This window comes from Klebsiella sp. I138 (assembly GCF_051131765.1).
Lineage (GTDB): Bacteria > Pseudomonadota > Gammaproteobacteria > Enterobacterales > Enterobacteriaceae > Klebsiella.
Map to the genome: position 1 here is coordinate 4,870,797 of NZ_CP180447.1, position 25,945 is coordinate 4,896,741.

Genomic DNA, 25,945 nt, shown 5'->3' on the forward strand with positions numbered 1-25,945 from the left:
AGGGACGGAAAGGAGGGGAAAGCAGGGGATCTTTACGTTGCCTTACGTTTAGCGCTTCGCTTAGCGGAATTCGTTAAGCGAAGCGCCATCACGCAATGACGATTACTGGCGGAAAGGATTTGAGCCGCTGGATTTCGTGGTGCGGTTAGAAGCCGGTGTCGCTGCCGGGGCTGCATTGCTGCTGTAGCCGTCGGCGCTGGCATCCTGCTGCGGGTTTTCCGGTGCGACGCTATCCGGTGATGTCGCAACGGGTTTGCCCAACGTATTGTTCAGCGCAACCAAATCCTGCTCGTTCAGAGTGCCGAGTGCAGATTTAATGTTCAGTTGGTTAATCAGATAGTTATAACGAGCGCTGGAGAGCTGTTGCTTCGCGTTGTACAGGGTGGTTGTGGCATCCAGTACATCGACGATAGTACGCGTACCCACAGAATAGCCCGCTTCCATTGCATCAAGGGAGCTCTGTGCAGAGACCACCGCCTGTTTGTAGGCGTTGATGCTGCTGATAGAGGCGTTGATGTTATTAAAGGAAGAACGAACGGTCTGTACGACGCTGCGATGCGAGCTTTCCAGCTGTTCGCTGGCGCCAACAAAGTTGTACTGCGCTTGTTTAACCTGAGAGTTAACCATCCCACCTTGATACAGCGGCAGCGAGAAGCTCAGGCCGATTTTGTTCTGCCCGGCATCGTTGTCGTCATACTGAGTACTGTTGTGGGTTTTTGAACCGCTGTAGGAGGTGTTGGACACCCCGGTCGATGCGGTTAAATCCAGGGTCGGCATGTGGCCATCCTGCGCCTGGCGAATTTGTTCGCGGGCCAGATCCTGGTTCAGACGTGCCTGCAGCAGCGACAGGTTGCGGTTTTCCGCTTCCTTCAGCAGCGCATTAACGGTCTGCGGTTTGTTAGTCTTAAAGCCGTCGACGTTCAGCGATGCCAGCTCAGGATAGTAGTTGCCGGTAACCTGACGCAGCGCTTCTACCGCGTTGTCGAGGTTGTTGCGGGCGGTCACTTCGTTGGCCAGCACGGAATCATATTGTGAACGGGCGTTCTGCACGTCGGTGATGGCCACCAGGCCAACGTTAAAGCGCTGAGTAGTTTGATCTAACTGGCGGTAGATCGCCTGTTTTTGTGCTTCGGTATAGGAAAGCGTATCAATGGCGCTCAGGACGTTAAAGTAAGCCGTTGCGGTGTTCAGAATCAACGTTTGCTGGTCGGTCTGATAAGTCACATCCTGAATACCGGCCGCTTTTTCCTGCAACGTCAGGGCGCGCCACTTCGACATATCAAACAGCGTTTGCGTTAACTGCAGGGAGCCGCTGGTAACGTTAGAGTTCACACCGTTGCTGTCACGATAGCCATTGGTATAAGTATAATCCGCACCCAGGCCGAGCTGAGGCAGTAACGGGCTACGTGCTTCGTTGATCTTCTCGAATGCAGCATCACGATCGGCTGCTGATTTACGCAGGTCAGGGTTGCTGACGCGCGCCTGCTGATAAACCTGCATCAGGTTTTCTGCCTGGCTCATGGCGCTGAAGCCAGTCAGGCCCAGACCGATGAGGATGGGGAAAAGTTTCTTCATTTGCATTCCTTGTTGTGAAGCATAAAGCGCTGCCCAAATTCTAAATATATTTGCTGATTGTATCGAGTCTGCCGCGGTAAAAAGTTGGCGTTACGTGCCATCCGGCGGTAATTTGCACCAATCTAACATACAGACTGTAAAACGGTAGCCAAACGGCTTATAAATCCTTACTTTCGGATGCGCAGGACAGAGACAATGAGCAAGCCCAATCAGCAAGGAATCACCTTCTCGAAAAACGATGTAGAAATTATTGCACGCGAAACGCTTTATCGTGGTTTTTTTTCGCTGGATTTATACCGTTTTCGCCATCGCCTGTTTAACGGCGGGATGAGCGGCGAGGTGACGCGCGAAATTTTTGAGCGCGGGCATGCCGCAGTCTTGCTACCCTTTGACCCGATACGAGACGAAGTGGTGCTGGTCGAGCAAATTCGCATCGCCGCGTATGATACCAGCGAGAGTCCGTGGCTGTTGGAAATGGTCGCCGGTATGATTGAAGAAGGTGAAACCCCCGAGGACGTTGCCCGCCGCGAAGCGGTAGAGGAGGCCGGGCTGGAAGTCGGGCGAACAAAACCGGTCTTGAGCTATCTGGCCAGCCCAGGCGGTACCAGCGAAAGGCTGTCGATTATGGTCGGCGAAGTCGATGCAACGACAGCAAAAGGGATTCACGGACTGGCGGATGAAAATGAAGACATCCGGGTGCATGTGGTAAGTCGGGAGCAGGCTTATCAGTGGGTTGAAGAGGGGAAAATCGACAACGCGGCCTCTGTCATCGCCTTGCAATGGCTGCAATTGCATTATCACAATTTACGTAATGAGTGGACAAAATGAAGCGTTATACACCTGACTTCCCGGAAATGATGCGCCTGTGTGAAACCAATTTTGCTCAGTTGCGCCGCTTGTTGCCTCGAACCGATGCAGCCGGCGATGTCGCGGGCTATCAGGTGGGAAATGCGCAGTATCGATTAACTATCGTCGAATCGACCCGCTACACTACATTAGTGTCAATTGAGCAGACGGCTCCGGCGGTGAGTTACTGGAGTTTACCGTCAATGACGGTACGCCTGTATCATGATGCGATGGTCGCTGAAGTGTGTTCGACTCAGCAGATCTTTCGCTTCAAAGCAAAGTATGATTATCCTAATAAAAAGTTGCATCAACGCGACGAAAAGCATCAAATTAATCAGTTTCTGGCGGACTGGCTGAGATACTGTTTAGCACATGGAGCGATGGCGATTCCGGTTTGTTAGCGTCGTGAAACCTAAGGACACCATTTGGAAAGCCTGTTAAATCTGCCTCTGGCTGGTGAGACCAGAGTCAGGATATTACAAATTACTGATACTCACCTGTTTGCTGAAAAACACGAAACGCTGTTAGGTATTAATACCTGGGAAAGCTACCAGGCAGTGCTGGATGCCATCCATGCCTCACAGCGTCAGTGCGACCTTATTGTAGCAACAGGCGATCTGGCGCAGGACCATTCCGCCGCGGCCTATCAGCACTTTGCTGAAGGTATCGCGAGCTTTGCTGCGCCCTGCGTCTGGTTACCGGGCAATCATGACTTCCAGCCGGCGATGTACAGCACGCTGCAGGAATCCGGTATTTCCCCGGCCAAGCGGGTTTTGCTCGGCGACCATTGGCAAATCTTATTGCTGGACAGCCAGGTTTTCGGGGTTCCACACGGTGAGCTAAGTGATTTTCAGCTGGAGTGGCTGGAGCATAAACTGGCGGAAGAGCCGCAACGCTATACGCTGCTGCTGCTGCACCATCACCCGCTCCCTTCGGGTTGTAGCTGGTTGGATCAACACAGCCTGCGTAATGCCGGAGCCCTCGATCGCGCCCTGGCCGCTTTCCCTCGCGTGAAGCATCTACTCTGCGGCCATATTCACCAGGAGCTGGATCTCAACTGGAACGGGCGACGGATGATGGCAACGCCCTCGACCTGCGTACAGTTTAAGCCGCATTGTGCCAATTTTACCCTGGATACTATTTCTCCCGGTTGGCGCTGGCTGGATTTGCACGCCGACGGTACGTTGACCACGGAAGTGTGTCGCCTTAATGGCGTGAAGTTTCACCCGGATATCGCTTCAGAAGGATACTGATGTCTACGCTCCTCTATCTGCATGGTTTTAACAGTTCGCCGCGGTCGGCAAAAGCGACGGCGCTAAAGGACTGGCTGACGCAGACTTATCCCGACATTACGATGGTGGTGCCTGAACTGCCAGCCTACCCGGCAGAAGCAGCAGAGCTGCTGGAAGCTATTGTGCTGGAACACGGCGGGGAACCGCTGGGCGTGGTGGGGTCATCTCTGGGAGGCTACTATGCCACCTGGCTGTCGCAGTGTTTTATGCTGCCGACGGTGGTTGTTAACCCGGCGGTACGGCCGTTTGAACTACTGAACAATTTCCTTGGCCTCAATGAGAATCCGTACACGGGGCAGCAATATGTGCTAGAGTCACGCCATATTTACGATCTCAAAGTCATGCAAATCGACCCGCTGGAAGCGCCTGATTTACTCTGGCTGTTGCAGCAAACGGGCGATGAAGTGCTTGATTACCGCCAGGCCGTTGCTTACTACGCCTCATGCCGGCAGACGGTAGATGAGGGCGGCAATCACGCATTTGTCGGCTTTGAAGATCATTTCACTCAGATTATCGATTTTCTGGGTCTGCGTTAAGCAGCCCTGGATCACCTACGAATACACACCATGACGCAATCTTCATATAACGCTGATGCCATCGAGGTACTCACCGGGCTAGAGCCGGTTCGCCGCCGTCCGGGGATGTACACTGACACAACTCGTCCTAACCATCTCGGCCAGGAAGTTATTGATAACAGTGTGGATGAAGCACTGGCTGGCCACGCAAAACGCGTGGAGGTCATTCTTCATGCCGATCAATCTCTGGAAGTCATTGACGACGGACGCGGGATGCCGGTTGATATCCACCCGGAAGAAGGCGTTCCGGCGGTTGAACTGATCCTCTGCCGGCTGCATGCTGGCGGTAAATTCTCCAATAAGAGCTACCAGTTCTCCGGTGGTTTGCATGGGGTGGGGATTTCGGTGGTCAACGCCTTGTCGAAACGCGTTGAAGTGAACGTGCGTCGTGATGGTCAGGTCTACAGCATCGCCTTCGAGAACGGCGATAAAGTCGAAGATCTCCACGTCACCGGCACCTGCGGCAAGCGCAACACCGGGACCAGCGTGCATTTCTGGCCGGATGAAAGCTTCTTTGATAGCCCGCGTTTCTCCGTAACACGGCTGACGCATGTGCTGAAAGCTAAGGCTGTGCTCTGCCCGGGCGTTGAGATCGTGTTCCGCGACCAGGTCAATAACAGCGAGCAGCGCTGGTGCTACCAGGACGGCCTGACCGACTATCTGTGCGAAGCCGTTAACGGCCTGCCGCTGCTGCCGGAAAAACCATTCGTTGGCAACTTCTCCGGCGAAACCGAAGCGGTAGACTGGGCGCTGCTGTGGCTACCGGAAGGCGGTGAATTGCTGACCGAAAGCTACGTTAACCTGATCCCGACCATGCAGGGCGGGACCCACGTTAACGGCCTGCGCCAGGGGCTGCTCGAAGCGATGCGTGAGTTCTGTGAATATCGCAATATCCTGCCGCGCGGCGTGAAGCTGTCTGCGGAAGATATCTGGGATCGCTGCGCCTACGTCCTGTCGGTGAAAATGCAGGATCCGCAGTTTGCTGGCCAGACCAAAGAACGTCTCTCTTCACGTCAGTGTGCGGCATTTGTCTCTGGCGTGGTGAAAGATGCCTTCAGCCTGTGGTTGAACCAGAACGTACAGGCGGCGGAACTGCTGGCCGAAATGGCTATCTCCAGCGCTCAGCGCCGGATGCGCGCGGCGAAAAAAGTCGTGCGTAAAAAGTTAACCAGCGGCCCTGCGCTGCCGGGTAAGCTGGCGGACTGTACCGCACAGGATCTGAATCGTACCGAGCTGTTTCTCGTGGAAGGAGACTCGGCGGGCGGTTCGGCCAAGCAGGCGCGCGACCGTGAATATCAGGCGATCATGCCGCTGAAAGGCAAAATCCTCAACACCTGGGAAGTCTCTTCTGATGAAGTACTGGCTTCGCAGGAAGTCCACGATATTTCAGTGGCGATCGGTATCGATCCGGATAGCGATGATTTAAGTCAGCTGCGCTACGGCAAGATCTGCATTCTCGCGGATGCGGATTCCGATGGTCTGCATATCGCTACGCTGCTGTGTGCGCTGTTTGTGAAGCATTTCCGCACGCTGGTGAAACACGGACACGTCCACGTTGCGCTGCCGCCTTTGTACCGTATCGATCTCGGCAAAGAGGTTTACTACGCGCTGACTGAGGAAGAGAAAGCCGGCGTGCTGGAGCAGCTCAAGCGTAAGAAGGGCAAACCAAACGTTCAGCGCTTTAAAGGGCTGGGCGAAATGAACCCGATGCAGCTGCGCGAAACCACGCTCGATCCCAATACCCGCCGCCTGGTTCAGCTGATTATCAGCGATGAAGATGAGCAGCAGACAACGGCGATGATGGATATGCTGTTAGCCAAAAAACGGTCGGAAGATCGCCGTAACTGGCTGCAGGAGAAAGGGGATATGGCGGATCTGGAAGCCTGACCTGTTGCTAAAGCAGAACTGGCGCTGCCGCCAGTTCTGATTCACTTCTTTTTTTCTTTTCCTGCGCGCAGGCTTAAATGCCGGACTGCAGAATACGAATGCTGGTTTCCAGCACGTCGCCTTTTACCGCTTCACCGTACGCTTTCATATGCGGCGTTTGCAGATGCGCTTCGAGATGGGCAACGCTTTCCCACTGTTCAACCATCACGATGGAATCCGGAGAGGTGCTCTGGAAACTGACGCCCGCGGCGTGGTCAACCAGCGGGGCATAGCCGTGGCAGCCTTCTTCCTGTAAAACCACAGGAACAAGTTTAGCGAACTGATCAAGCACCGCCTGGCGATGATGCTGGCCTGGGCGTGTGCGAATTTCTGCGATCACTGTCAACATGATTAACTCAACTCCTTCTGTATGTAGGTCTTTAGTTAACCAAAAATTTGCGCCAGATGCTTGCGATATTCTGCGATGTAACGCGGAACATCCGGCATTTTAATCACGTCATTGACGATAAAGGTCGGCAGAGGGGTCATGCCGAGAAACTGGTTGGCTTTATGGAACGGCAGATAGACGCCGTCAACGCCCACGCCATGGAAGAACTGATCTTCATCGGTAAATGCATCCATCGGCGCATTCCAGGTCAGGGAGAGCATGTACTGCTTGCCCTGAATCAAGCCGCCGGAACCATACTTTTTGCTGGCGTCGGAGCGGGTGCGTCCATCGCTGGCATACAGCGCACCGTGCCCTTCGGTGAAGACGTCATCGATATATTTCTTCACGGTCCACGGCGCACCCATCCACCAACCCGGCATCTGCCAGATAACCACGTCGGCCCAGAGGAAGTTCTGCACTTCTTGCTGGATATCATAATCGCTTTCGGCGCGGACAATTTTAACATCATGCCCGGCGTCGCGCAGATAACCATCCGCGACCTCGGTCAGGGTGTCGTTCAGCTGGCCGTTTGAGTGGGCGAATTTCTTCGCACCGTTAATAATCAGGATGTTGCTCATTTTCTACCCTTCGAGTTTCGAGTTTGTCACTAATTTTACCCCGCGAAGCGGGGCGGTAAAATGAGCAAAATGTGCAAAGTCTTTTGCAATATTCGCAATAATTTCTACCAGCGTACGCGGGCTATAAAGCCGCCCTCGCGCGCGTTGCTGAAGTCTACCGTCATCCGGTGCAGCGCAGCGATGCGTCGGACGATAGAGAGTCCCAGGCCGCTGCCGGGTTCGTCCTGGCCGGGGGGGCGATAAAACCGCTCGCCGATCCGTGCCAGTGCCTCGGGGCTGATGCCCGGGCCATTATCACGTACGTAAAACTCCCTAGCTTCAAGGGTGATATCGACCTGGCTTCCGCGTGGGCTATAGCGTACGGCATTATCCAGCAGGTTGCGTACCAGCAGACTCAGCAGCAGAGGCTGGCCCGACTGCATGACGTGGGCTGCGTTAAGATGCAGGCGGAGCTCGATGCCAGCCTGCTGCGCAGAATGGTACATCTCCATAACCGACGATTGCAGTAACTCATCTATGGCAAGTGTGTGTACATCATCAAGCTGCGCCAGCGAATCCAGGCGCGACAGCGTTAAAAGCTGGTCTACCAGCCGGGTCGCGCGGTCAATCCCTTCATGCAGCTGCGCCAGCGCCTTCTCGCGCCCCTGCGGGTCATCCATCGACAGCTGCGCGACTTCGGTCTGTACCTTCAGTGCCGCAAGAGGACTGCGTAGCTCGTGTGCGGCATCGGAGGTGAAGCGGCGTTCACGAATCATGGTGTCGTGGGTACGGGTAAAGAGTTGATTCAGGGCATCGACCAGCGGGCGGACTTCGTTGGGAACCTTGTCGACATTCAGCGATTCGGCTGAATCCGGCGCGCGCAGGCGCAGCGTCCGGGCCAGCTGCTTTAACGGCGCCAGTTCCCGGCTCAGCAGCACAATCAGCAGCAGGAACATCAGCGGCAGTGCTACCAGCCACGGCGTCAGCTGTGAGGTAACGATATCCAGCGCCATTTCCCGCCGGTAGTCCCACTCCTGGCCAACGACAATCCGATAGCGGCCATCGCTGGTGGTTAACTGCAGGAAGCGCCATTCATCGTCATCGTTATTCAGATAGCCGTCGCTGAACCCTTCCCGGCGGTTTTGCCACGGAATATCCTGGCCATTCTCACCGTCGTGAAGGACGCGTTTGCCGTCGGCGGTAAAAATCGTGAAGGCCAGTGCGTCGTCATCGAGATGGCCGTGTTTGATCTTCTTTTTCGTTCTTACCGGTGCCGCGATCGTATGCAGCTCGTCGAAATTCATTGCGCTCAGGCGACGGGCAAACAGCAACTGCTGGGTATCAAAGAGCTTATCCAGCTTTTCCGTCGTTTGTTGCCAGGCAATAAAACAGGCGATGCCCCAGGCCGCGCTGGTCAGCAGGAAAAAAAGCAGCGTCAGGCGGACGCGCAGGCTTAGTCGTTTCATGCATCACCGAGGGTATAGCCGATACCGTGAACGGTACGGATAAATTCACTGCCGAGCTTGCGACGCAGATGATGAACATGCACCTCGACCGCGTTGCTGGAAACGTCGTCATCCCAGCTATAGAGCTTTTCTTCAATGAGCTTACGCGGCAGGACGCGTCCGGCATTGCGCATCAGGAGCTCCAGCAGCGCGAACTCTTTTGGTTTCAGCGCCAGATTGTCGCCGTCAAGCGTGGCAGTCAGGCCAATGGGGTCGAGCGTGACGTGGCCATGACGCAGCTCGCTGCTGCTCTGACCGTGGGCGCGGCGAATCAGCGCTTCCAGGCGGGCGGCAACTTCAATCAGCGCGAATGGTTTACACAGATAATCGTCAGCGCCGAGATGCAGCCCTTCAACCCGCTGGTCGAGTGCATCGCGAGCGGTGAGGATCAGCACCGGCTCGTGGCGGCCCTGATTGCGCCATTCGCGCAGGATATCCAGCCCGTCGATACCGGGTAGCGTCAGGTCGAGGATCGCCGCGTCATAGGGGGCCGAATAGAGTGCGGCTTTCCCCTCTTCGCCGCGGGTAAACCAGTCGATGCTGAAGCCCATTTTCGTCAGCCCGACTTTAATGCCATCGCCGATGAGCTTGTCGTCTTCCACCAGTAAAATGCGCATGGCCGCTCCTGTGGCTATCATCAATACGCGCAGTAAACCGCGTTGCAGCAGGCGCTGTACAGTAATAAAATTTCTTTTTTCTGCTTAAGAAGTCGTTAAGTTTTGCCTGATGTAATCATGGTCATATAACCAGACAAGGGAGAACATCTTATGAAGAAAATTGCTGCAATGACCGCGATCGTCGCTTTAATTTCCATGCCGGTACTGGCTGCGGAACAAGGCGGTTTTACCGGGCCGGGCGCGACGCAAACCAGCCAGACGTCTACGCAAAAAGGCGGTTTTATTGGCCCGAGCGGTAGCGTCACAACGGTAGAAAACGCGAAATCGCTGCGTGATGACACCTGGGTGACCCTGCGCGGCAAAATCGTGCAGCGAATCTCCGACGATCTGTATAAATTCCAGGACGCTTCCGGGACAGTGAATGTGGATATCGACCATAAGCGCTGGAACGGCCTGACCGTCACGCCGCAGGATACCGTTGAGATTCAGGGGGAGGTCGATAAAGACTGGAACTCTGTTGAGATTGATGTGAAGCAAATGACGAAAGTCACCCCGTAAGCGCGACATCACCCAGGCCCGGCGTATGCCGGGCTTGAACATTCAGCGTCGAGCGTCATCTGGAAAATCCCGGTCGCCGCATCGTTCGCCCTATCACTTTCACCGGCAATTCTGCACCTGGTGCGACGTGCCGCTGTATCGCTACGGGACGTTCCCGTATTTTTCACTCCCTCAACGTCGTGCATGAAGTCGGCGAACACGAGCGACAGACCGATATTTATCTGCCGCTGTGCTGATTAGCATCAACGGAATCCTCAGCCGATCTCACGGCCTGTGACTCAGGGCGTGAGATCGGGTATTATCGCGGGTAGTTTTGCCGCCCGTACGGTCGGTACGCAGATTGAGGATTCACGATTAATGAGCGATATGGCAGAGCGCCTTGCGCTGCATGAATTTACGGAAAATGCTTACCTGAACTATTCCATGTACGTCATCATGGACAGGGCATTGCCGTTTATTGGCGATGGTCTTAAGCCGGTCCAGCGTCGCATCGTTTACGCGATGTCCGAGCTGGGGCTGAACGCCAGCGCGAAGTTCAAAAAGTCCGCCCGTACCGTGGGTGATGTGCTGGGTAAATATCACCCGCACGGCGATAGCGCATGCTATGAAGCCATGGTGCTGATGGCGCAGCCATTCTCTTACCGCTACCCGCTGGTGGACGGACAGGGGAACTGGGGGGCGCCGGACGATCCCAAATCCTTCGCCGCGATGCGTTATACCGAATCCCGTTTGTCAAAGTATGCGGAACTGCTGCTGAGCGAGCTGGGACAGGGAACCGTCGACTGGGTGCCGAACTTTGACGGAACGATGCAGGAGCCGAAAATGCTACCTGCGCGTCTGCCGAATATCCTGCTGAACGGCACCACCGGCATTGCCGTCGGTATGGCTACCGATATTCCTCCGCACAACCTGCGTGAAGTGGCACAGGCGGCCATCACCTTGATCGAAAAACCGCAGACCTCGCTCGACGAGCTGCTGGATATCGTTCACGGGCCAGACTACCCGACCGAAGCGGAAATCATTACTCCACGTTCCGAGATCCGCAAAATCTACCAGAACGGCCGCGGCTCGGTGCGCATGCGTGCAGTATGGAAGAAAGAAGATGGTGCGGTGGTGATCAGCGCGCTGCCGCATCAGGTTTCCGGCGCGCGCGTGCTGGAGCAAATTGCCGCCCAGATGCGCAACAAAAAGCTGCCAATGGTTGACGATCTGCGTGATGAGTCGGACCACGAGAATCCGACCCGTCTGGTGATCGTCCCGCGTTCGAACCGCGTGGATATGGAGCAGGTGATGAATCATCTGTTTGCCACCACCGATCTCGAAAAAAGCTATCGCATCAACCTGAATATGATTGGCCTGGACAACCGTCCGGCGGTGAAAAACCTGCTGGAGATCCTGACTGAATGGCTGACTTTCCGCCGCGATACCGTGCGCCGTCGTCTGAACTACCGTCTTGAGAAGGTGCTCAAGCGCCTGCACATCCTCGAAGGTTTGCTGGTCGCGTTCCTGAATATCGATGAAGTCATTGAAATTATTCGCCATGAGGATGAGCCTAAGCCAGCGCTGATGTCGCGTTTTGGCATCAGCGAAACCCAGGCTGAAGCGATCCTTGAGCTGAAATTGCGTCACCTCGCTCGACTGGAAGAGATGAAGATCCGCGGTGAGCAGAGCGATCTGGAAAAAGAGCGCGATCGGCTGCAGGCGATTTTGGCCTCCGAGCGGAAAATGGATAACCTGCTGAAGAAAGAGCTGCAGGCTGACGCTGAGACCTTCGGTGACGACCGTCGTTCACCGCTGCGCGAGCGCGAAGAAGCAAAAGCGATGAGCGAGCACGACATGCTGCCGTCTGAACCGGTCACTATCGTTCTGTCGCAGATGGGCTGGGTGCGCAGCGCCAAAGGGCATGATATTGACGCGCAGGGCCTCAGTTATAAAGCGGGCGATAGCTGGAAAGCATCGTCGAAAGGCAAGAGTAACCAGCCGGTGGTGTTTATTGATACCACCGGGCGTAGCTACGCCATCGATCCCATTACGCTGCCGTCTGCACGCGGTCAGGGCGAGCCGATTACCGGCAAGCTGACGCTGCCGCCGGGCGCCAGCATTGAACATATGTTGATGGAAAACGAGGATCGTAAGCTGCTGATGGCGTCCGACGCCGGTTACGGTTTCGTATGTACCTTCAACGATCTGGTCGCCCGCAATCGTGCCGGCAAAGCGCTGATTACGCTCCCGGATAACGCACGGGTGATGGCGCCGCTGGTGATTGAAGATGATTCAGATATGCTGCTGGCGATCACCTCTGCCGGACGCATGCTGATGTTCCCGGTCAGCGACTTGCCGCAGCTGTCGAAAGGTAAGGGGAATAAAATTATCAATATTCCGTCGGCGGAAGCGGCTTCCGGCCAGGATGGCCTGGCGCACCTGTTTGTGCTGCCGCCGCAGAGTACGCTGACGATCCACGTCGGGAAGCGGAAAATTAAACTGCGCCCGGAAGAGCTGCAAAAAGTCACCGGTGAACGCGGTCGTCGCGGCTCGCTGATGCGCGGGCTGCAGAAAATTGACCGTGTGGACATTGATTCACCGCGTCGGCCGTCGTCGGCGGGTGATAGCGAAGAGTAAGATGAGCATCCTCTGCTATCAGGTAGGGGATGCTAAAATTTGCCGCAAAATCGTTGTTTATTCAGATGTTGCGATTAACAATAGGCGCAAAATCATTCAAGATACGTCGGGCGGCCAGTCAATGACACCCGACGCCCGCAATCTGCTAAACAGCGAGTCAGTACCCTATACACGTGAGCTGCGCTTTAACGCAGTGAAGAGTGTATCAGGCGTGTCGTGCACGGGCGGTCACGATGTACCGGGCGATGTTGCCGTTCGCGCGCATACAAGCTGAAGTTTGACGGGTATCATACTAAGCGGTTTGGGTTTTAGAGGTAGCTATGCTATTTATTTTTCGACTAATTATTGTTGTTATTTATTGTCTCTTTGTGTGCATATTTGGCTGTATTTACTGTTTGTTCAGCCCGCGTAATCCAAAACATGTTGCCACCTTTGGGCATCTGTTTGGCCGACTGTCTCCGCTGTTCGGTCTGAAGGTTGAAACACGCAAGCCCGCAGATGCAGAGAGCTATGGCAATGCGATCTACATCGCTAACCATCAGAACAACTATGATATGGTGACGGCATCAAATATCGTACAGCCGCCAACCGTAACCGTAGGCAAAAAGAGCCTGGTGTGGATCCCGTTCTTTGGCCTGCTCTACTGGTTGACGGGGAACCTGCTGATTGACCGGAATAACCGGGCGAAAGCACACGGGACTATTTCGCAGGTCGTCGATACGTTTAAAAAACGCAAAATCTCTTTCTGGATGTTCCCGGAAGGCACACGCAGCCGCGGTCGCGGTCTGCTGCCCTTTAAAACCGGCGCTTTCCACGCGGCAATCGCCGCTGGTGTGCCGATTATTCCGGTATGCGTTTCCAATACGTCGAATAAAATTAATCTCAATCGCCTGAACAACGGTCTGGTGATTGTCGAAATGCTGCCGCCGGTCGATACCAGCCAGTTTGGTAAAGAGGGCGTACGCGCGCTGGCAACGCACTGCCGCGAGCTGATGGCCGCGAAGATTGAAGAGCTGGATCGTGAAGTTGCCGAGCGCGAAGCGGCGGCAAAGAAATAAAACAGGAACTGCCGCGATAGCGCGAGCACATGGCTAGCGGGAAACGAATTCCCATTTTGATTAGTTAGTATTCCATGGAGTTAATATGTCACTCAGTCGGCGTCAGTTTATTAAGGCTTCAGGCGTAGCGCTGTGCGCGGGAGCCGTGCCACTGAACGCACATGCCGCCGGCCAACAGCCAGCACTGCCGGTTCCGCCGCTGCTGGAGTCCCGCCGCGGTCAGCCGCTGTTTTTGACTCTGCAGCGGGCGCACTGGTCATTTACACCGGGCACGCGCGCATCGGTGTGGGGCGTGAACGGTCGCTATCTTGGGCCGACTATCCGCGTGTGGAATGGCGATGATGTGAAGCTTATTTACAGCAACCGTCTGACGGAAAACGTCGCCATGACCATTCGGGGTTTACAGGTTCCCGGTCCGCTGATTGGCGGCGCGGCACGTATGATGTCACCGAACGCCGACTGGGCCCCGGTGCTGCCGATTCGCCAAAGCGCCGCCACGTTGTGGTACCAGGCCAATACCCCGAACCATATGGCCAGACAGGTCTATAACGGTCTGGCTGGCATGTGGCTGGTGGAAGATGAAATCAGCAAAAACCTCCCCGTTCCAAACCACTATGGCGTCGATGATTTCCCGGTGATTATCCAGGACAAGCGCCTGGATAATTTTGGGACGCCTGAATACAGCGAACCCGGCAGCGGCGGTTTTGTCGGTGATACCCTGCTGGTGAACGGCGCGCAGAGTCCGTATGTCGAAGTGTCACGCGGGTGGGTGCGTCTGCGTTTGCTGAATGCTTCTAACTCCCGCCGCTACCAGCTGCAGATGAGCGACGGCCGGCTGATACACGTTATCTCCGGTGACCAGGGTTTTTTACCCGCCCCGGTATCGCTGAAACAGCTGTCGTTGGCTCCCGGCGAGCGGCGAGAAATTTTGGTAGATATGACCAACGGCGATGAGGTGTCGATTACCTGTGGCGAAGCAGCAAGCATCGTGGACCGTATTCGCGGCTTCTTTGAACCGTCGAGCATCCTGATTTCTACGCTGCTCTTAACATTGCGCCCGACGGGCCTGCTGCCGCTGGTCACCGATAGTCTGCCGGTGCGCCTGCTGCCGACAGAGTTTCTGTCCGGTGCGCCGCTTCGCTCGCGCGATATCTCTCTGGGCGACGATCCGGGAATTAACGGTAATCTGTGGGACCCGCAGCGCATTGATATCACCGCCCAGCAGGGAACATGGGAGCGCTGGACGGTGCGTGCCGATCGGCCGCAGTCGTTCCATATAGAAGGCGTCATGTTCCAGGTGCGTAACGTTAACGGCTCTGCGCCGTTCCCGGAGGATCGCGGCTGGAAAGATACCGTGTGGATCGACGGGCAGGTGGAGCTGCTGGTGTACTACGCGCAGCCTTCCTGGCCGCACTTCCCGTTCCAGTTCTTAAGCCAGACGCTGGAGCTTGCCGACCGCGGCTCAATTGGCCAGATGCTGGTCAATCCGGCACCGTAATACCTCATACCCTGACCGGTACGCGGTTAGGGTATAAGAAAATCTCCCTTCATTTCCGTCATCGATCCGGCTTATAATCGCCGCCCTTTGATTGTTTTTTTATCATTTTTTTCCGGAAGCAATATGAGCGCAATATCCCTGATCCAGCCGGATCGTGACCTTTTTTCATGGCCGCAGTACTGGGCCGCCTGTTTTGGCCCGGCGCCATTTTTACCCATGTCACGTGAAGAGATGGATCAACTTGGCTGGGATAGCTGCGACATCATCCTGGTAACCGGCGATGCCTATGTTGACCATCCAAGCTTTGGGATGGCTATCTGCGGACGCATGCTGGAAGCGCAGGGGTTCCGCGTTGGGATCATTTCCCAGCCTGACTGGAACAATAAAGATGACTTTATGCGCCTCGGGAAACCGAACCTGTTCTTCGGCGTCACTGCCGGCAACATGGATTCGATGATCAACCGCTACACCGCCGACCGTAAGCTACGTCATGATGATGCCTATACCGCAGGTAATGTTGCCGGTAAACGTCCCGACCGCGCCACGCTGGTCTATACCCAGCGCTGCAAAGAAGCGTGGAAGGATGTGCCGGTGATCCTCGGCGGTATCGAAGCCAGCCTGCGCCGCACCGCGCATTATGATTACTGGTCTGATACCGTGCGTCGTTCGGTGCTGGTGGACTCGAAGGCCGATATGCTGATGTTTGGCAACGGTGAACGCCCGCTGGTTGAAGTGGCGCATCGTCTGGCCGCCGGCGAGCCAATTGGTCAAATTCGCGATGTGCGTAATACCGCGATTATGGTTAAAGAGGCGCTGCCGGGCTGGAGCGGAGTGGACTCCACTCGTCTCGATACGCCGGGTAAAATTGACCCTATCCCGCATCCGTATGGCGAAGACCTGCCGTGCGCGGATAACAAAACCGTCGCGCCGCCAAAACAAGAAGCCAAACGCGTTACCGTACAGCCGCCGCGCCCGAAGCCATGGGAAAAGACCTACGTTCTGCTGCCGTCTTTTGAGAAGGTCAAAGGGGACAAGGTGCTGTATGCGCATGCGTCACGCATTCTGCATCATGAAACCAACCCGGGCTGTGCACGTGCGCTGATGCAAAAACACGGCGAACGTTATATCTGGGTTAACCCGCCGGCTATCCCGCTGTCGACGGAAGAGATGGACAGCGTTTTTGCGCTTCCTTATAAGCGTATCCCGCATCCGGCGTACGGTGACAGCCGCATCCCTGCGTACGATATGATCCGCTTCTCGATTAACATTATGCGTGGCTGCTTCGGCGGCTGCTCATTTTGCTCAATCACCGAGCACGAAGGCCGCATCATTCAGAGCCGTTCTGAAGACTCGATCATTAATGAAATTGAGGCGATTCGCGACACGGTACCTGGTTTTACCGGCATTATCTCCGATCTTGGCGGCCCAACGGCTAACATGTATATGCTGCGCTGCAAGTCCCCGCGCGCGGAACAGACCTGCCGTCGTTTATCCTGCGTCTATCCGGATATCTGCCCGCACATGGATACCAACCATGAGCCAACGATCAATCTGTATCGCCGCGCCCGCGATCTGAAAGGCATTAAAAAAATCCTCATCGCCTCCGGCGTGCGTTATGACATCGCCGTAGAAGATCCGCGCTATATCAAAGAGCTGGCTACCCATCACGTAGGCGGCTATCTGAAGATCGCGCCGGAACATACGGAAGAAGGTCCGCTGTCAAAAATGATGAAGCCGGGCATGGGGAGCTATGACCGCTTTAAAGAACTGTTCGATACCTATTCGAAACAGGCGGGCAAAGAGCAGTACCTGATCCCGTACTTTATCTCTGCGCATCCGGGTACCCGTGATGAAGATATGGTGAACCTTGCGCTGTGGCTGAAAAAGAACCGTTTCCGTCTCGATCAGGTGCAGAACTTCTATCCGTCGCCGCTGGCCAACTCAACCACCATGTATTACACCGGCAAGAACCCGCTGGGTAAGATTGGCTATAAGAGTGAAGATGTCGTGGTGCCGAAAGGCGACAAGCAGCGTCGACTGCATAAAGCGCTGCTGCGTTACCACGATCCGGCAAACTGGCCGCTGATTCGCCAGGCGCTGGAAACGATGGGTAAGAAGCACCTGATTGGCTCACGCCGTGACTGTCTGGTTCCGGCGCCGACGCTGGATGAGATGCGCGAAGCGCGTCGTCAGAATCGTCATACCCGCCCGGCATTAACCAAACATACGCCGATTGTGCATCAGCGTTCTAATGCTGAGGCGACGGCGAAAAAGCCCGCAAAACGCGGCAAGGTCGCCAGTCGTTAAGTCTGTTGTATTGCCCGGTAGCGCTGCGCTGACCGGGCCGACAACAGTGTGAATCGTAAGCCGGATCAGCGTTAACGCTATCCGGCTTTTTTACGTTCTATCCACCAAACTGATCCGGATCCGGTCCCAGACGTTTGTTCTGGTCCAGTTTCGCCAGCTCACCCAGTTCGTCTTTATCGAGACGGAAGTCCCAGACGTTGAAATTCTCCGCGATACGTGCCGGAGTGACGGATTTCGGAATGACCACCAGACCGTTATCCAGATGCCAGCGGATAACAATCTGCGCGGGCGTTTTCCCGTACTTATCCGCCAGATGGCGAATCACTTTCTGATCGAATACACCGACTCCTCCCTGCGCCAGCGGGCTCCAGGATTCCGTCTGGATTTTATGTGTGGCGTTCCAGGCGTGGAGCTGACGCTGCTGCAGTAAAGGATGGAGTTCTACCTGGTTTATCACCGGTACGATGCCGGTTTCATCCAGCAGGCGTTGCAGATGGTGCACCTGGAAGTTACAGACGCCGATGCTCTTGACCAGCCCCTCTTTTTGCAGCGCAACCATGCCTTTCCAGGCGTCAACATAGTGATCAATTGCCGGAACCGGCCAGTGCATGAGATAGAGATCGACGTAATCAAGCTGCAGCTTACGCAGGCTCTCTTGCAGTGCTTCACGAGGGCGCTTTTGATCGTCATTCCACAGTTTGGTGGTAATGAACAGCTCATCGCGTGACACGCCTGCGCTGTTTAACGCATTGCCGACGCCGGTCTCATTTTGGTACGCGGCGGCGGTGTCAAAAGAGCGATAACCGACTTCCAGCGCCTTATGAATGGCGGAGACGACTTCCTCGTTGCCTGCTTTCCACACGCCGAGGCCCAGTTGTGGCATCAGGTTGCCGTCGTGCAGTTTTATATCGGTTGGATGTGTCATGCCTTCCTCCTGTTAATGAAACTCAGCGGGATACATTCCGCTAAGGGGTAGCATTAAGTCTGGACGAAATAGCTAAAAACGGTAGTAAAACTCTTCTCCTTCACGCGGGTTCACGTGAAGGAGAAGGGGGAGTGAAGGGGAAAACTTAGCGTGCAGCCTCGTAAATCCGGCGGCTGACGTCGAGGGTGATATCCTGGTTTTCACCCAGTTGGGTCATGCCGTGTTCTTCCAGTTTAGCCAGCAATGCCGGGATGGAGCTACCGTCCAGGCCGTAGTCGGAAAGACGAGTCGGAACGCCAAGCTGTTCGAAGAAGCTACGAGTCGCGGCGATAGCGGCGTCGATACGTTGGTCTTCAGAACCTTCGGTAATATTCCAGACGCGAGCGGCATATTGCAGCAGTTTGGCGCGTTTAGTATCGCGTTTTTCATTCCACAGTACCGGCAGAACGATAGCCAGCGTCTGGGCATGGTCGAGACCATGCATTGCGGTCAGTTCGTGACCCAGCATATGCGTTGCCCAGTCCTGCGGGACGCCGGCACCGATCAGGCCGTTCAATGCCTGGGTAGCGGCCCACATAATATTGGCGCGAACGTCGTAATTTTCCGGCTCTTTCAGCGCTTTCGGGCCATCTTCAATCAGCGTCAGCAGAATACCTTCAGCAAAGCGGTCCTGAATCTTGCCATCGACCGGGTAGGTGACGTACTGCTCAACGGTATGGACAAATGCGTCAACAACCCCGTTAGCTACCTGGCGCGGTGGCAGGGTATAGGTGTAAACCGGATCGAGGATCGCAAACACCGGCTGCACATGAGAAGACATAAAGGCGCGTTTGTCACCGGTGGTTTTACGCGAAACTACGGCACCTTTATTCGATTCGGAACCGGTCGCCGGCAGCGTCAGCACGGAACCCATCGGGATCGCGCTTTTCACGTTGCTGCCGTAAGTTTCGAGAATTTCCCACGGATCGACGTTTTCGTCATAGTGCGCTGCCGCGGCGATGAATTTCGTGCCATCCAGTACGGAACCGCCGCCAACGGCGAGCAGGAAGGTGACTTTTTGTTCACGGGCGATTTTCACCGCGTTCATCAGCGTTTCGTAAGAAGGGTTTGGTTCAATACCGCCAAACTCCAGAACGTCGAAACCCTTCAGGGCGTTGAGGACCTGATCGAGCACGCCGGTTTTCTTGACGCTGCCGCCGCCGTAGGTCACCAGAATACGTGCATCCGCCGGGATTTGATCGCGCAGGTTGTCGATGGCGCCTTTACCAAACAGGATGCGGGTTGGGGTATGTAGATCGAAATTGTTCATTGCTCGTGCCCTCAAAAAAAGAAAACTGCCGACTGAGAGGATGCCTCGGCCAGATGACGGTCATTGTGGTCCTGTCGCCTGTTCCTCTCAATGCACATTTCTGCCGTTGTCTTGCCCATTTCTCCTCGGTGCTGGAGAAAAAGCAGAAAGATGCGCACAATGCAGTGGTGAGAAAACGTCTGGAGAGTCACCGAAAATGAACCGCGCCGAGATATGTCAGCTGCTGACGGAAAAGGTTAATGCACTGAAAGATAAAGAAGAAAATCTAAGTGTGCTGCTGCCAGATATTCGCCTGTTGTACGGCACGCTGCCGGGTACCCGCACGCCGGTGATGTACCAGCCAGGCATTGTTTTTCTCTTTTCTGGGCATAAAATTGGCTACATCAATGAGCGAACATTCCGCTATGACACCAATGAATATCTGCTGTTGACGGTACCGCTGCCGTTTGAGTGTGAGACCTTTGCGACGCCGGAGGTGCCGCTGGCAGGACTACGGTTAAACGTGGATATTCTTCAGCTGCAGGAGCTGCTGATGGATATTGGCGAGGATGAGCTGTTTCAGCCTTCGATGGCTTCCAGCGGCATCAACTCGGCGGCCCTGTCGGAAGAGATCCTGTGTGCGGCGGAAAGACTGCTGGATGTGATGGAGCGCCCGCTGGACGCACGCATTCTCGGGAAGCAGATTATCCGCGAGATCCTGTATCACGTGCTCACCGGGCCATGCGGCGGCGCGCTGCTGGCGCTGGTCAGCCGGCAAACCCACTTCAGCCTGATTAGCCGCGTACTGAAGCGTATTGAAAGCCAGTACACCGAAAATCTGAGCGTGGATCAGCTGGCGGCTGAGGCGAATATGAGCGTCTCCGCGTTCCATCATAATTTCAAATCGGTGACCAGCACGTCGCCGCTGCAGTACCTGAAAAGCTACCGTTTACACAAGGCGCGGATGCTGATGATTCATGACGGAATGAAAGCCAGCGCTGCGGCGATGCGCGTGGGCTACGAGAGCGCGTCGCAGTTTAGTCGAGAGTTTAAACGCTATTTTGGTATGACGCCGGGGGAGGACGCGGCGCGGATCAGAATGATTCAGGGAATGTGACGGGCGAATGGCTACGGTGCCGGCCCCCGGGAAGGCACCGCAGCACCACTCCCGGGAACACGCTCTCAGGCGCTACAGAATTTTTTCTTGATGACCACGACCAGCGTGCCCACCAGCCCGGCAACCAGCAGCGCGATGGGCAGAATCATCAGGCAAGTCATCACCTGATCTTCATGGCGTTTCACGAACGGGATCATGCTGAGCGCATAGCCCAGACCGGTAACTACGCCGACCCACAGCAGCGCGCTGAGCCAGTTGAAAAACTGGAAGCGGCGGTTGGAGAGCCCGGAAATACCGGCCATCGTTGGCAGTAAGGTTCGCACGAAAGCGAGGAAGCGCCCGGCAAGCAGCGCCAGCAGACCATGCTTATCGAACATGCAGGTCGCACGCTGATGGTACTTCTGCGGCAGATGGGCGAGCCAGCCTTTAACCGTTTCGGTATTACCCAGCCAACGCCCTTGCAGATAGCTCAACCAGCAGCCGAGGCTGGCTGCCGCGGTCAGGATGGCGAGCGTCGGCACAAAGTCCATGACGCCTTTGGCAATGAGCGCCCCGGCGAGCAGCAGCAGGCTGTCCCCGGGTAAAAATGAAGCGGGCAGCAGACCGTTTTCCAGAAACAATGTCGTGAACATGACCAGATAAACAACGCCCACAACCTGGGGGTTTGCCAGCGCGGCAAAATCATGTTGCCACAGGGCGGCGACAATCTCTTGAATGACAACCATGGACTTTCCTAAGTGGTACCGTATTTTCGATTAGTGTACTCCTGAAGAGCCCCGAACACCTTGATCTCGGGCGCAACAAAAGCGGCCGCCTCACACAGAACGTCCGCTATTATTGCCACTCGCTGTCACTTTACACGATACGGGAGAAGCCTGCCGCTAAATCCGCCAGCAGATCGTCAACATTTTCTAAGCCAATATGGACGCGAATCAGCGTGCCGCTGAAATCGACTTCAGCTTCCGGGCGAATTGAGGCGATTTGTTCCGGCTGGTTGGCCAGAATCAGCGATTCAAAACCACCCCAGGAGTAGGCCATGCTGAACAAGCTGAAGTTGTCGAGATACGCAGAAAGTTCGTCATCGGTCAGGCGTTTATTGAGGACAAATGAGAACAGGCCGCTGCTGCCGGTAAAATCGCGTTTCCAGAACTCATGGCCTTTGCTGCCCGGTAATGCCGGGTGGTTGACGCGGGCGACCTGGGGATGCTGCGCCAGCCATTCGGCAATCTGCAGGCTGCTTTCATGATGCTGGCGCAGGCGGACGCCGAGGGTTCTCAGACCGCGGCTGGTCATATAGGCGGTATCCGCATCGACCATCTGCCCCATCAGGTAGGCATTCTCCCGCAGCTGATCCCAGCAGCGCGCGTTAGATACCGCGGTGCCGACCATCGCATCGGAGTGGCCAATCAGGTATTTCGTCGCCGCCTGAATCGAAATATCGACGCCAAAATCCAGCGCTTTAAACAGCACGCCCGCAGCCCAGGTGTTATCGATCATGATAATCGCCTGCGGCGCAACGCGGCGCACGGCCGCAACAATGGCCGGAACGTCGTGAACTTCCATGGTGATTGAGCCGGGCGATTCAAGGAATACTACGCGCGTGTTCGGCTGCACCTGGCGGGCGATGTCGGCGCCAATAAGGGGATCAAACCAGCTGGTTGTCACACCGAGTTTCGCGAGAATTTTGGTGCAAAAATCCTGGCTGGGCTCATATGCGGTATTGGTCATCAGGACATGGTCGCCCTGCTCGACGAAGGCCAGAATGGTATTGGCAACGGCCGCAGCACCACAGGGAAACAGGGCGCATCCGGCGCCACCTTCCAGCTCGCACATAGCTTCCTGCAACGAAAAGTGGGTCAATGTGCCACGACGGCCATAAAACAGCTCGCCTTTTGCCCGATTGCGGGTGGCCTGTTTTTTGGCTTCAACGGTTTCGAAAACCAGCGATGAAGCACGTTGAATCACGCTGTTGACCGAGCCCTGAGTATATTTTTTACTACGCCCGGCGTTAACCAGCGCGGTATCAAGATGTTTATCAGCCATGTTTTTTTACCTGGTTTTATACGTCTGGACGTCTAAACTAGCATGAATGCCCGGTCCTGTACCGGGGAATGGCCGATACGGGTAAAAATTTTGCGAAATCCGCGGTCGGCCACTTTTTTACTGCGTAAGCGCAAGGAATCTAAACGTGATTTGCTGCACAGTGTAAATACTAATGAGAACCACTATCAATTCGATGCTTTTTTGATATTATTGTGCTCAGATTTTGTGATTGACGTCCTGGAGATTCAGCGTGGGTAATAATTTGATGCAGGCGGACCTGTCCGTTTGGGGTATGTATCATCATGCCGATATTGTCGTTAAGGTCGTGATGATTGGCCTGATTTTGGCATCGGTAGTCACATGGGCTATCTTTTTCGGCAAAGGTGCTGAAATCCTCTCCAGTAAGCGCCGTCTCAAGCGCGAACAGCAGCTGCTCAGCGACGCTCGCTCTCTCGATCAGGCCAGCGACATCGCAAACAGCTTCCACCCGAAGAGCTTAAGCACGCAGCTTATCAACGAAGCACAGAACGAGCTGGTGCTCTCTGAAGGCGTCGAAGATAACGAAGGAATTAAAGAACGTACCGGTTTCCGTCTTGAGCGTCGCGTGGCGTTCGTCGGTCGTTACATGGGCCGCGGCAACGGTTATCTGGCGACCATCGGGGCGATTTCCCCGTTCGTCGGTCTGTTTGGTACCGTCTGGGGCATCATGAACAGCTTTATCGGCATTGCGCAGACGCAGACCACCAACCTGGCAGTGGTTGCTCCTGGCATCGCAGAAGCGCTGCTGGCGACGGCCATCGGCCTGTTCGCGGCGATTCCAGCCGTGGTTATCTATAACATTTTTGCCCGCATGATTGGCAGCTACAAAGCGTCGCTCGGCGATGTTGCCGCGCAGGTTCTGCTGCTGCAAAGCCGTGACCTGGACCTGAGCGCCAGCGGTGTGAAGCCGGTCCGTACCGCGCAGAAATTACGAGTAGGTTAATGCTTTATGGCAATGCATTTTAACGAAAACCTCGATGATAACGGCGAAATGCATGACATCAACGTCACGCCGTTTATTGACGTCATGCTGGTGCTGTTGATCATCTTTATGGTGGCGGCACCGCTGGCCACCGTAGATGTGAAGGTCAATCTGCCAGCGTCTTCAAGCCAGCCGCAGCCGCGTCCGGAAAAGCCGATTTATCTGTCGGTGAAAACGGATAAAACCATGTTCCTCGGCAACGATCCCATTACCGAAGAGAGCATGATTGGCGCGCTGAATTCGCTGACAGAAGGGAAGAAAGACACCACCGTCTTCTTCCGCGCGGATAAAACCGTGGACTACGAGACGATGATGAAGGTCATGGATACCCTGCATCAGGCGGGATATCTGAAGATTGGTCTGGTGGGTGAAGAAACCGTAAAAGCGAATTAACCCTCCCGATGACGCTTCTCAGGCTGGCCTTGTGCCAGCCTTTTTTATGCCCGTCGCTCAGCGGTTATGCGGCGGGATATTGCCATCGCGGCGGCGGGTTGCGATATAATGCCCGTCGTTTTTATTCACTCACAGGATCCTATGGAACGCTTTCTGGAAAATGCTATGTATGCCTCGCGCTGGTTGCTGGCACCGGTTTATTTTGGTCTTTCGCTTGGGCTGATTGCGCTGTCGATCAAATTTTTTCAGGAGATTTTCCACATACTGCCGCACATCTTTAGCGTGGGGGAGTCGGACCTGATTCTGACGCTGCTGTCGCTGGTCGATATGACGCTGGTGGGCGGCCTGCTGGTCATGGTGATGTTCTCCGGCTACGAGAATTTTGTCTCCCAGCTGGATATCAATGAAGGGAAAGAAAAGCTCAGTTGGCTGGGCAAAATGGATGCCACATCCCTGAAAAATAAAGTGGCGGCGTCAATCGTCGCGATCTCCTCTATCCATCTGCTGCGGGTGTTTATGGATGCGAAAAACGTGCCGGACAACAAACTGATGTGGTATGTGATTATCCATCTGACCTTTGTGCTGTCGGCGTTTGTGATGGGCTATCTCGATCGTCTGACCAAGGTTAAACACTGATTCAGCTGGCCGGCGGCGCGGCGCCGCCGGACGAGGGGATTACTTATCCGATGAGGTTTGCCATAAGTTGAGTTGACCATCCGCGACGTGCTGGTCAATTTGCGCAAGCTCTTCTGTACTAAACGTCAGATTTTGCAGCGCCTGTACGTTCTCCTCCAGCTGCTGCGGGCGGCTGGCACCAATCAGTACCGACGTGACCCTGTGGTCCTTCAGCAGCCAGCTCAGCGCCATCTGCGCCATACTCTGTCCCCGGCTATGTGCCATCTCCTGCAATAATCGCAGGCTGTTCAGGTTTGACTCGCTGAGCATATTTTCCGTCAGGCCGCGTGCTCTTTTCCCTTCGTAGAACATCCGCGATCCTTCCGGGATCTGCTGAAGATATTTGCCGGTCAGCAGGCCCTGCGCCAGTGGCGTAAAGGCGATGCAGCCGATGCCGTTCTCCTCCAGCGTGTCCAGCAGCCCGCTGGTGTCAACCCAACGGTTAAGCAGGTTGTAGGAGGGCTGGTGAATCAGCAGTGGGATCTTCCACTCGCGCAGCAGCGCCGCCATCTCCCGGGTGCGCTCCGGTGAGTAGGAGGAGATCCCGACATACAGTGCTTTACCGCTCTGTACCGCCTGCGCCAGCGCCGCGGCAGTCTCTTCCATCGGGGTGTTTTCATCGACGCGATGCGAATAGAAAATATCGACGTACTCCAGCCCCATGCGTTTCAGGCTCTGGTCGAGGCTGGACAGCAGGTATTTTCGTGAACTGCCGTTGCCGTAAGGGCCGGGCCACATGGAATAGCCGGCTTTAGTCGCGACAATCAGCTCATCGCGGTAGGCGGCAAAGTCTTCGCGCAGCAGGCGACCAAAGTTTTCCTCCGCGCTGCCTGGCGGTGGCCCGTAGTTGTTTGCCAGATCAAAATGGGTAATGCCGAGGTCAAAGGCTTTACGTAGCAGGGCGCGCTGGTCATCCAGTGCGTGGCCATGGCTAAAGTTATGCCACAGTCCTAGCGACAAAAGCGGCAACTGCAGGCCGCTTTTACCACAGTAGCGATACTGCATCCGATCGTAGCGGGTAGGGTCAGCTAACCAGGACATACTCTCTCCTCATAGATTAAAACGTCGTTTCTATTTTAACTGGTATGGCACGGCGACGGCGTTTGCTGGATCACAATGCGTAAGATTGCTGGCGCCAGCGTGAGCTTATGCTTTGCTTAAA

At 55.3% G+C, this 25,945-nt stretch carries 24 protein-coding genes and 1 pseudogene; 15 read left to right on the forward strand and 10 right to left on the reverse strand.

The window, feature by feature from the left end:
• Nucleotides 1-102 precede the first annotated feature (102 nt).
• Nucleotides 103-1,575 carry an outer membrane channel protein TolC gene (gene tolC, locus ACMYSK_RS22820; RefSeq protein WP_434638669.1) on the reverse strand — a complete coding sequence of 491 codons (1,473 nt, stop codon included), beginning with the start codon at nucleotides 1,573-1,575 and terminating at the stop codon, nucleotides 103-105.
• Between the two features lie 195 nt (nucleotides 1,576-1,770).
• Between tolC and nudF the strand changes: the two genes are divergently transcribed.
• From nudF to parE, 5 genes are read left to right on the forward strand one after another with little or no spacing between them, the layout of a single operon-like run.
• A complete protein-coding gene (nudF, locus tag ACMYSK_RS22825; RefSeq protein WP_434638670.1) occupies nucleotides 1,771-2,403 on the forward strand; it encodes an ADP-ribose diphosphatase in 633 nt (210 codons plus the stop codon).
• Nucleotides 2,400-2,822, forward strand: a complete 423-nt coding sequence (locus ACMYSK_RS22830; protein WP_434638671.1) for a DUF1249 family protein — start codon at nucleotides 2,400-2,402, stop codon at nucleotides 2,820-2,822. Before nudF ends, ACMYSK_RS22830 begins: the two co-directional genes overlap by 4 nt.
• 24 nt (nucleotides 2,823-2,846) lie before the next feature.
• Nucleotides 2,847-3,674: a 3',5'-cyclic-AMP phosphodiesterase gene (gene cpdA / locus ACMYSK_RS22835; RefSeq protein ID WP_434638673.1), complete on the forward strand. Its 828-nt coding sequence runs from the start codon at nucleotides 2,847-2,849 to the stop codon at nucleotides 3,672-3,674.
• Complete coding sequence (gene yqiA, locus ACMYSK_RS22840) at nucleotides 3,674-4,249, forward strand: esterase YqiA (RefSeq protein ID WP_434638675.1); 576 nt, start codon at nucleotides 3,674-3,676, stop codon at nucleotides 4,247-4,249. The genes cpdA and yqiA overlap by 1 nt, the downstream gene beginning before the upstream one ends.
• Nucleotides 4,250-4,279: 30 nt before the next feature.
• Complete coding sequence (gene parE, locus ACMYSK_RS22845; RefSeq protein WP_123756445.1) at nucleotides 4,280-6,175, forward strand: DNA topoisomerase IV subunit B; 1,896 nt, start codon at nucleotides 4,280-4,282, stop codon at nucleotides 6,173-6,175.
• A 73-nt stretch (nucleotides 6,176-6,248) separates the two neighbouring features.
• On the opposite strand, the gene ACMYSK_RS22850 is transcribed toward parE, so the two are convergent.
• The 4 genes from ACMYSK_RS22850 to qseB all read right to left on the reverse strand — a co-directional run bounded on the left by ACMYSK_RS22850 (nucleotide 6,249) and on the right by qseB (nucleotide 9,281).
• Nucleotides 6,249-6,563 (reverse strand): putative quinol monooxygenase, encoded by a 315-nt coding sequence (locus tag ACMYSK_RS22850; protein WP_434583049.1) that lies wholly within the window; start codon nucleotides 6,561-6,563, stop codon nucleotides 6,249-6,251.
• A 35-nt stretch (nucleotides 6,564-6,598) separates the two neighbouring features.
• Nucleotides 6,599-7,180 (reverse strand): NAD(P)H-dependent oxidoreductase, encoded by a 582-nt coding sequence (locus ACMYSK_RS22855; RefSeq protein WP_434638677.1) that lies wholly within the window; start codon nucleotides 7,178-7,180, stop codon nucleotides 6,599-6,601.
• A 104-nt stretch (nucleotides 7,181-7,284) separates the two neighbouring features.
• Nucleotides 7,285-8,625 carry a quorum sensing histidine kinase QseC gene (gene qseC / locus ACMYSK_RS22860; RefSeq protein WP_434638678.1) on the reverse strand — a complete coding sequence of 447 codons (1,341 nt, stop codon included), beginning with the start codon at nucleotides 8,623-8,625 and terminating at the stop codon, nucleotides 7,285-7,287.
• Nucleotides 8,622-9,281, reverse strand: coding sequence for a quorum sensing response regulator transcription factor QseB (qseB, locus tag ACMYSK_RS22865; protein ID WP_434638679.1), 660 nt, complete (start codon nucleotides 9,279-9,281; stop codon nucleotides 8,622-8,624). The genes qseC and qseB overlap by 4 nt, the downstream gene beginning before the upstream one ends.
• Before the next feature lie 150 nt (nucleotides 9,282-9,431).
• On the opposite strand from qseB, the gene ACMYSK_RS22870 reads away from it, so the two are divergent.
• The 6 genes and pseudogenes from ACMYSK_RS22870 (at nucleotide 9,432) to ACMYSK_RS22895 (ending at nucleotide 17,321) form a co-directional block, all read left to right on the forward strand.
• Nucleotides 9,432-9,839, forward strand: coding sequence for a YgiW/YdeI family stress tolerance OB fold protein (locus ACMYSK_RS22870; protein WP_434638680.1), 408 nt, complete (start codon nucleotides 9,432-9,434; stop codon nucleotides 9,837-9,839).
• A gap of 138 nt (nucleotides 9,840-9,977) precedes the next feature.
• Nucleotides 9,978-10,075: pseudogene (locus tag ACMYSK_RS22875) on the forward strand (AraC family transcriptional regulator); the annotation flags it as partial.
• Nucleotides 10,076-10,196: 121 nt separating this feature from the next.
• Nucleotides 10,197-12,458 (forward strand): DNA topoisomerase IV subunit A, encoded by a 2,262-nt coding sequence (gene parC / locus ACMYSK_RS22880; RefSeq protein ID WP_434638681.1) that lies wholly within the window; start codon nucleotides 10,197-10,199, stop codon nucleotides 12,456-12,458.
• A gap of 320 nt (nucleotides 12,459-12,778) precedes the next feature.
• Complete coding sequence (gene plsC, locus ACMYSK_RS22885) at nucleotides 12,779-13,516, forward strand: 1-acylglycerol-3-phosphate O-acyltransferase (protein WP_434638682.1); 738 nt, start codon at nucleotides 12,779-12,781, stop codon at nucleotides 13,514-13,516.
• A gap of 85 nt (nucleotides 13,517-13,601) precedes the next feature.
• The gene (ftsP, locus tag ACMYSK_RS22890; RefSeq protein ID WP_434638683.1) at nucleotides 13,602-15,014 is read left to right on the forward strand and encodes a cell division protein FtsP; all 1,413 of its coding nucleotides are present in this window, start codon (nucleotides 13,602-13,604) and stop codon (nucleotides 15,012-15,014) included.
• A gap of 33 nt (nucleotides 15,015-15,047) precedes the next feature.
• Nucleotides 15,048-17,321 (forward strand): YgiQ family radical SAM protein, encoded by a 2,274-nt coding sequence (locus ACMYSK_RS22895; protein ID WP_434644287.1) that lies wholly within the window; start codon nucleotides 15,048-15,050, stop codon nucleotides 17,319-17,321.
• A 97-nt stretch (nucleotides 17,322-17,418) separates the two neighbouring features.
• Here ACMYSK_RS22895 and dkgA read toward each other — a convergent pair whose 3' ends face one another.
• A complete protein-coding gene (gene dkgA / locus ACMYSK_RS22900) occupies nucleotides 17,419-18,246 on the reverse strand; it encodes a 2,5-didehydrogluconate reductase DkgA (protein ID WP_434638685.1) in 828 nt (275 codons plus the stop codon).
• A gap of 145 nt (nucleotides 18,247-18,391) precedes the next feature.
• Complete coding sequence (yqhD, locus tag ACMYSK_RS22905) at nucleotides 18,392-19,555, reverse strand: alcohol dehydrogenase (RefSeq protein ID WP_434638687.1); 1,164 nt, start codon at nucleotides 19,553-19,555, stop codon at nucleotides 18,392-18,394.
• Nucleotides 19,556-19,751: 196 nt separating this feature from the next.
• Between yqhD and ACMYSK_RS22910 the strand changes: the two genes are divergently transcribed.
• On the forward strand, nucleotides 19,752-20,651 hold the full coding sequence (locus ACMYSK_RS22910) for an AraC family transcriptional regulator (RefSeq protein ID WP_434638688.1): 900 nt from the start codon (nucleotides 19,752-19,754) through the stop codon (nucleotides 20,649-20,651).
• A gap of 65 nt (nucleotides 20,652-20,716) precedes the next feature.
• Here the strand turns inward: ACMYSK_RS22910 and yghB are convergent, their stop codons facing one another.
• A complete protein-coding gene (yghB, locus tag ACMYSK_RS22915) occupies nucleotides 20,717-21,376 on the reverse strand; it encodes a DedA family general envelope maintenance protein YghB (RefSeq protein WP_434638689.1) in 660 nt (219 codons plus the stop codon).
• A 130-nt stretch (nucleotides 21,377-21,506) separates the two neighbouring features.
• The gene (metC, locus tag ACMYSK_RS22920) at nucleotides 21,507-22,694 is read right to left on the reverse strand and encodes a cystathionine beta-lyase (RefSeq protein WP_434638690.1); all 1,188 of its coding nucleotides are present in this window, start codon (nucleotides 22,692-22,694) and stop codon (nucleotides 21,507-21,509) included.
• A gap of 250 nt (nucleotides 22,695-22,944) precedes the next feature.
• Here metC and exbB point away from each other — a divergent pair, with 250 nt between their 5' ends.
• The 3 genes from exbB (at nucleotide 22,945) to ACMYSK_RS22935 (ending at nucleotide 24,744) form a co-directional block, all read left to right on the forward strand.
• Nucleotides 22,945-23,676 carry a tol-pal system-associated acyl-CoA thioesterase gene (gene exbB / locus ACMYSK_RS22925; protein ID WP_434638691.1) on the forward strand — a complete coding sequence of 244 codons (732 nt, stop codon included), beginning with the start codon at nucleotides 22,945-22,947 and terminating at the stop codon, nucleotides 23,674-23,676.
• A 6-nt stretch (nucleotides 23,677-23,682) separates the two neighbouring features.
• Complete coding sequence (exbD, locus tag ACMYSK_RS22930) at nucleotides 23,683-24,108, forward strand: TonB system transport protein ExbD (protein ID WP_434638692.1); 426 nt, start codon at nucleotides 23,683-23,685, stop codon at nucleotides 24,106-24,108.
• A gap of 141 nt (nucleotides 24,109-24,249) precedes the next feature.
• Entirely contained in the window at nucleotides 24,250-24,744 is a 495-nt protein-coding gene (locus ACMYSK_RS22935) for a TIGR00645 family protein (protein ID WP_434638693.1), read from the forward strand.
• A gap of 39 nt (nucleotides 24,745-24,783) precedes the next feature.
• On the opposite strand, the gene mgrA is transcribed toward ACMYSK_RS22935, so the two are convergent.
• Entirely contained in the window at nucleotides 24,784-25,824 is a 1,041-nt protein-coding gene (gene mgrA, locus ACMYSK_RS22940; protein WP_434638694.1) for an L-glyceraldehyde 3-phosphate reductase, read from the reverse strand.
• Nucleotides 25,825-25,945: the final 121 nt, after the last annotated feature.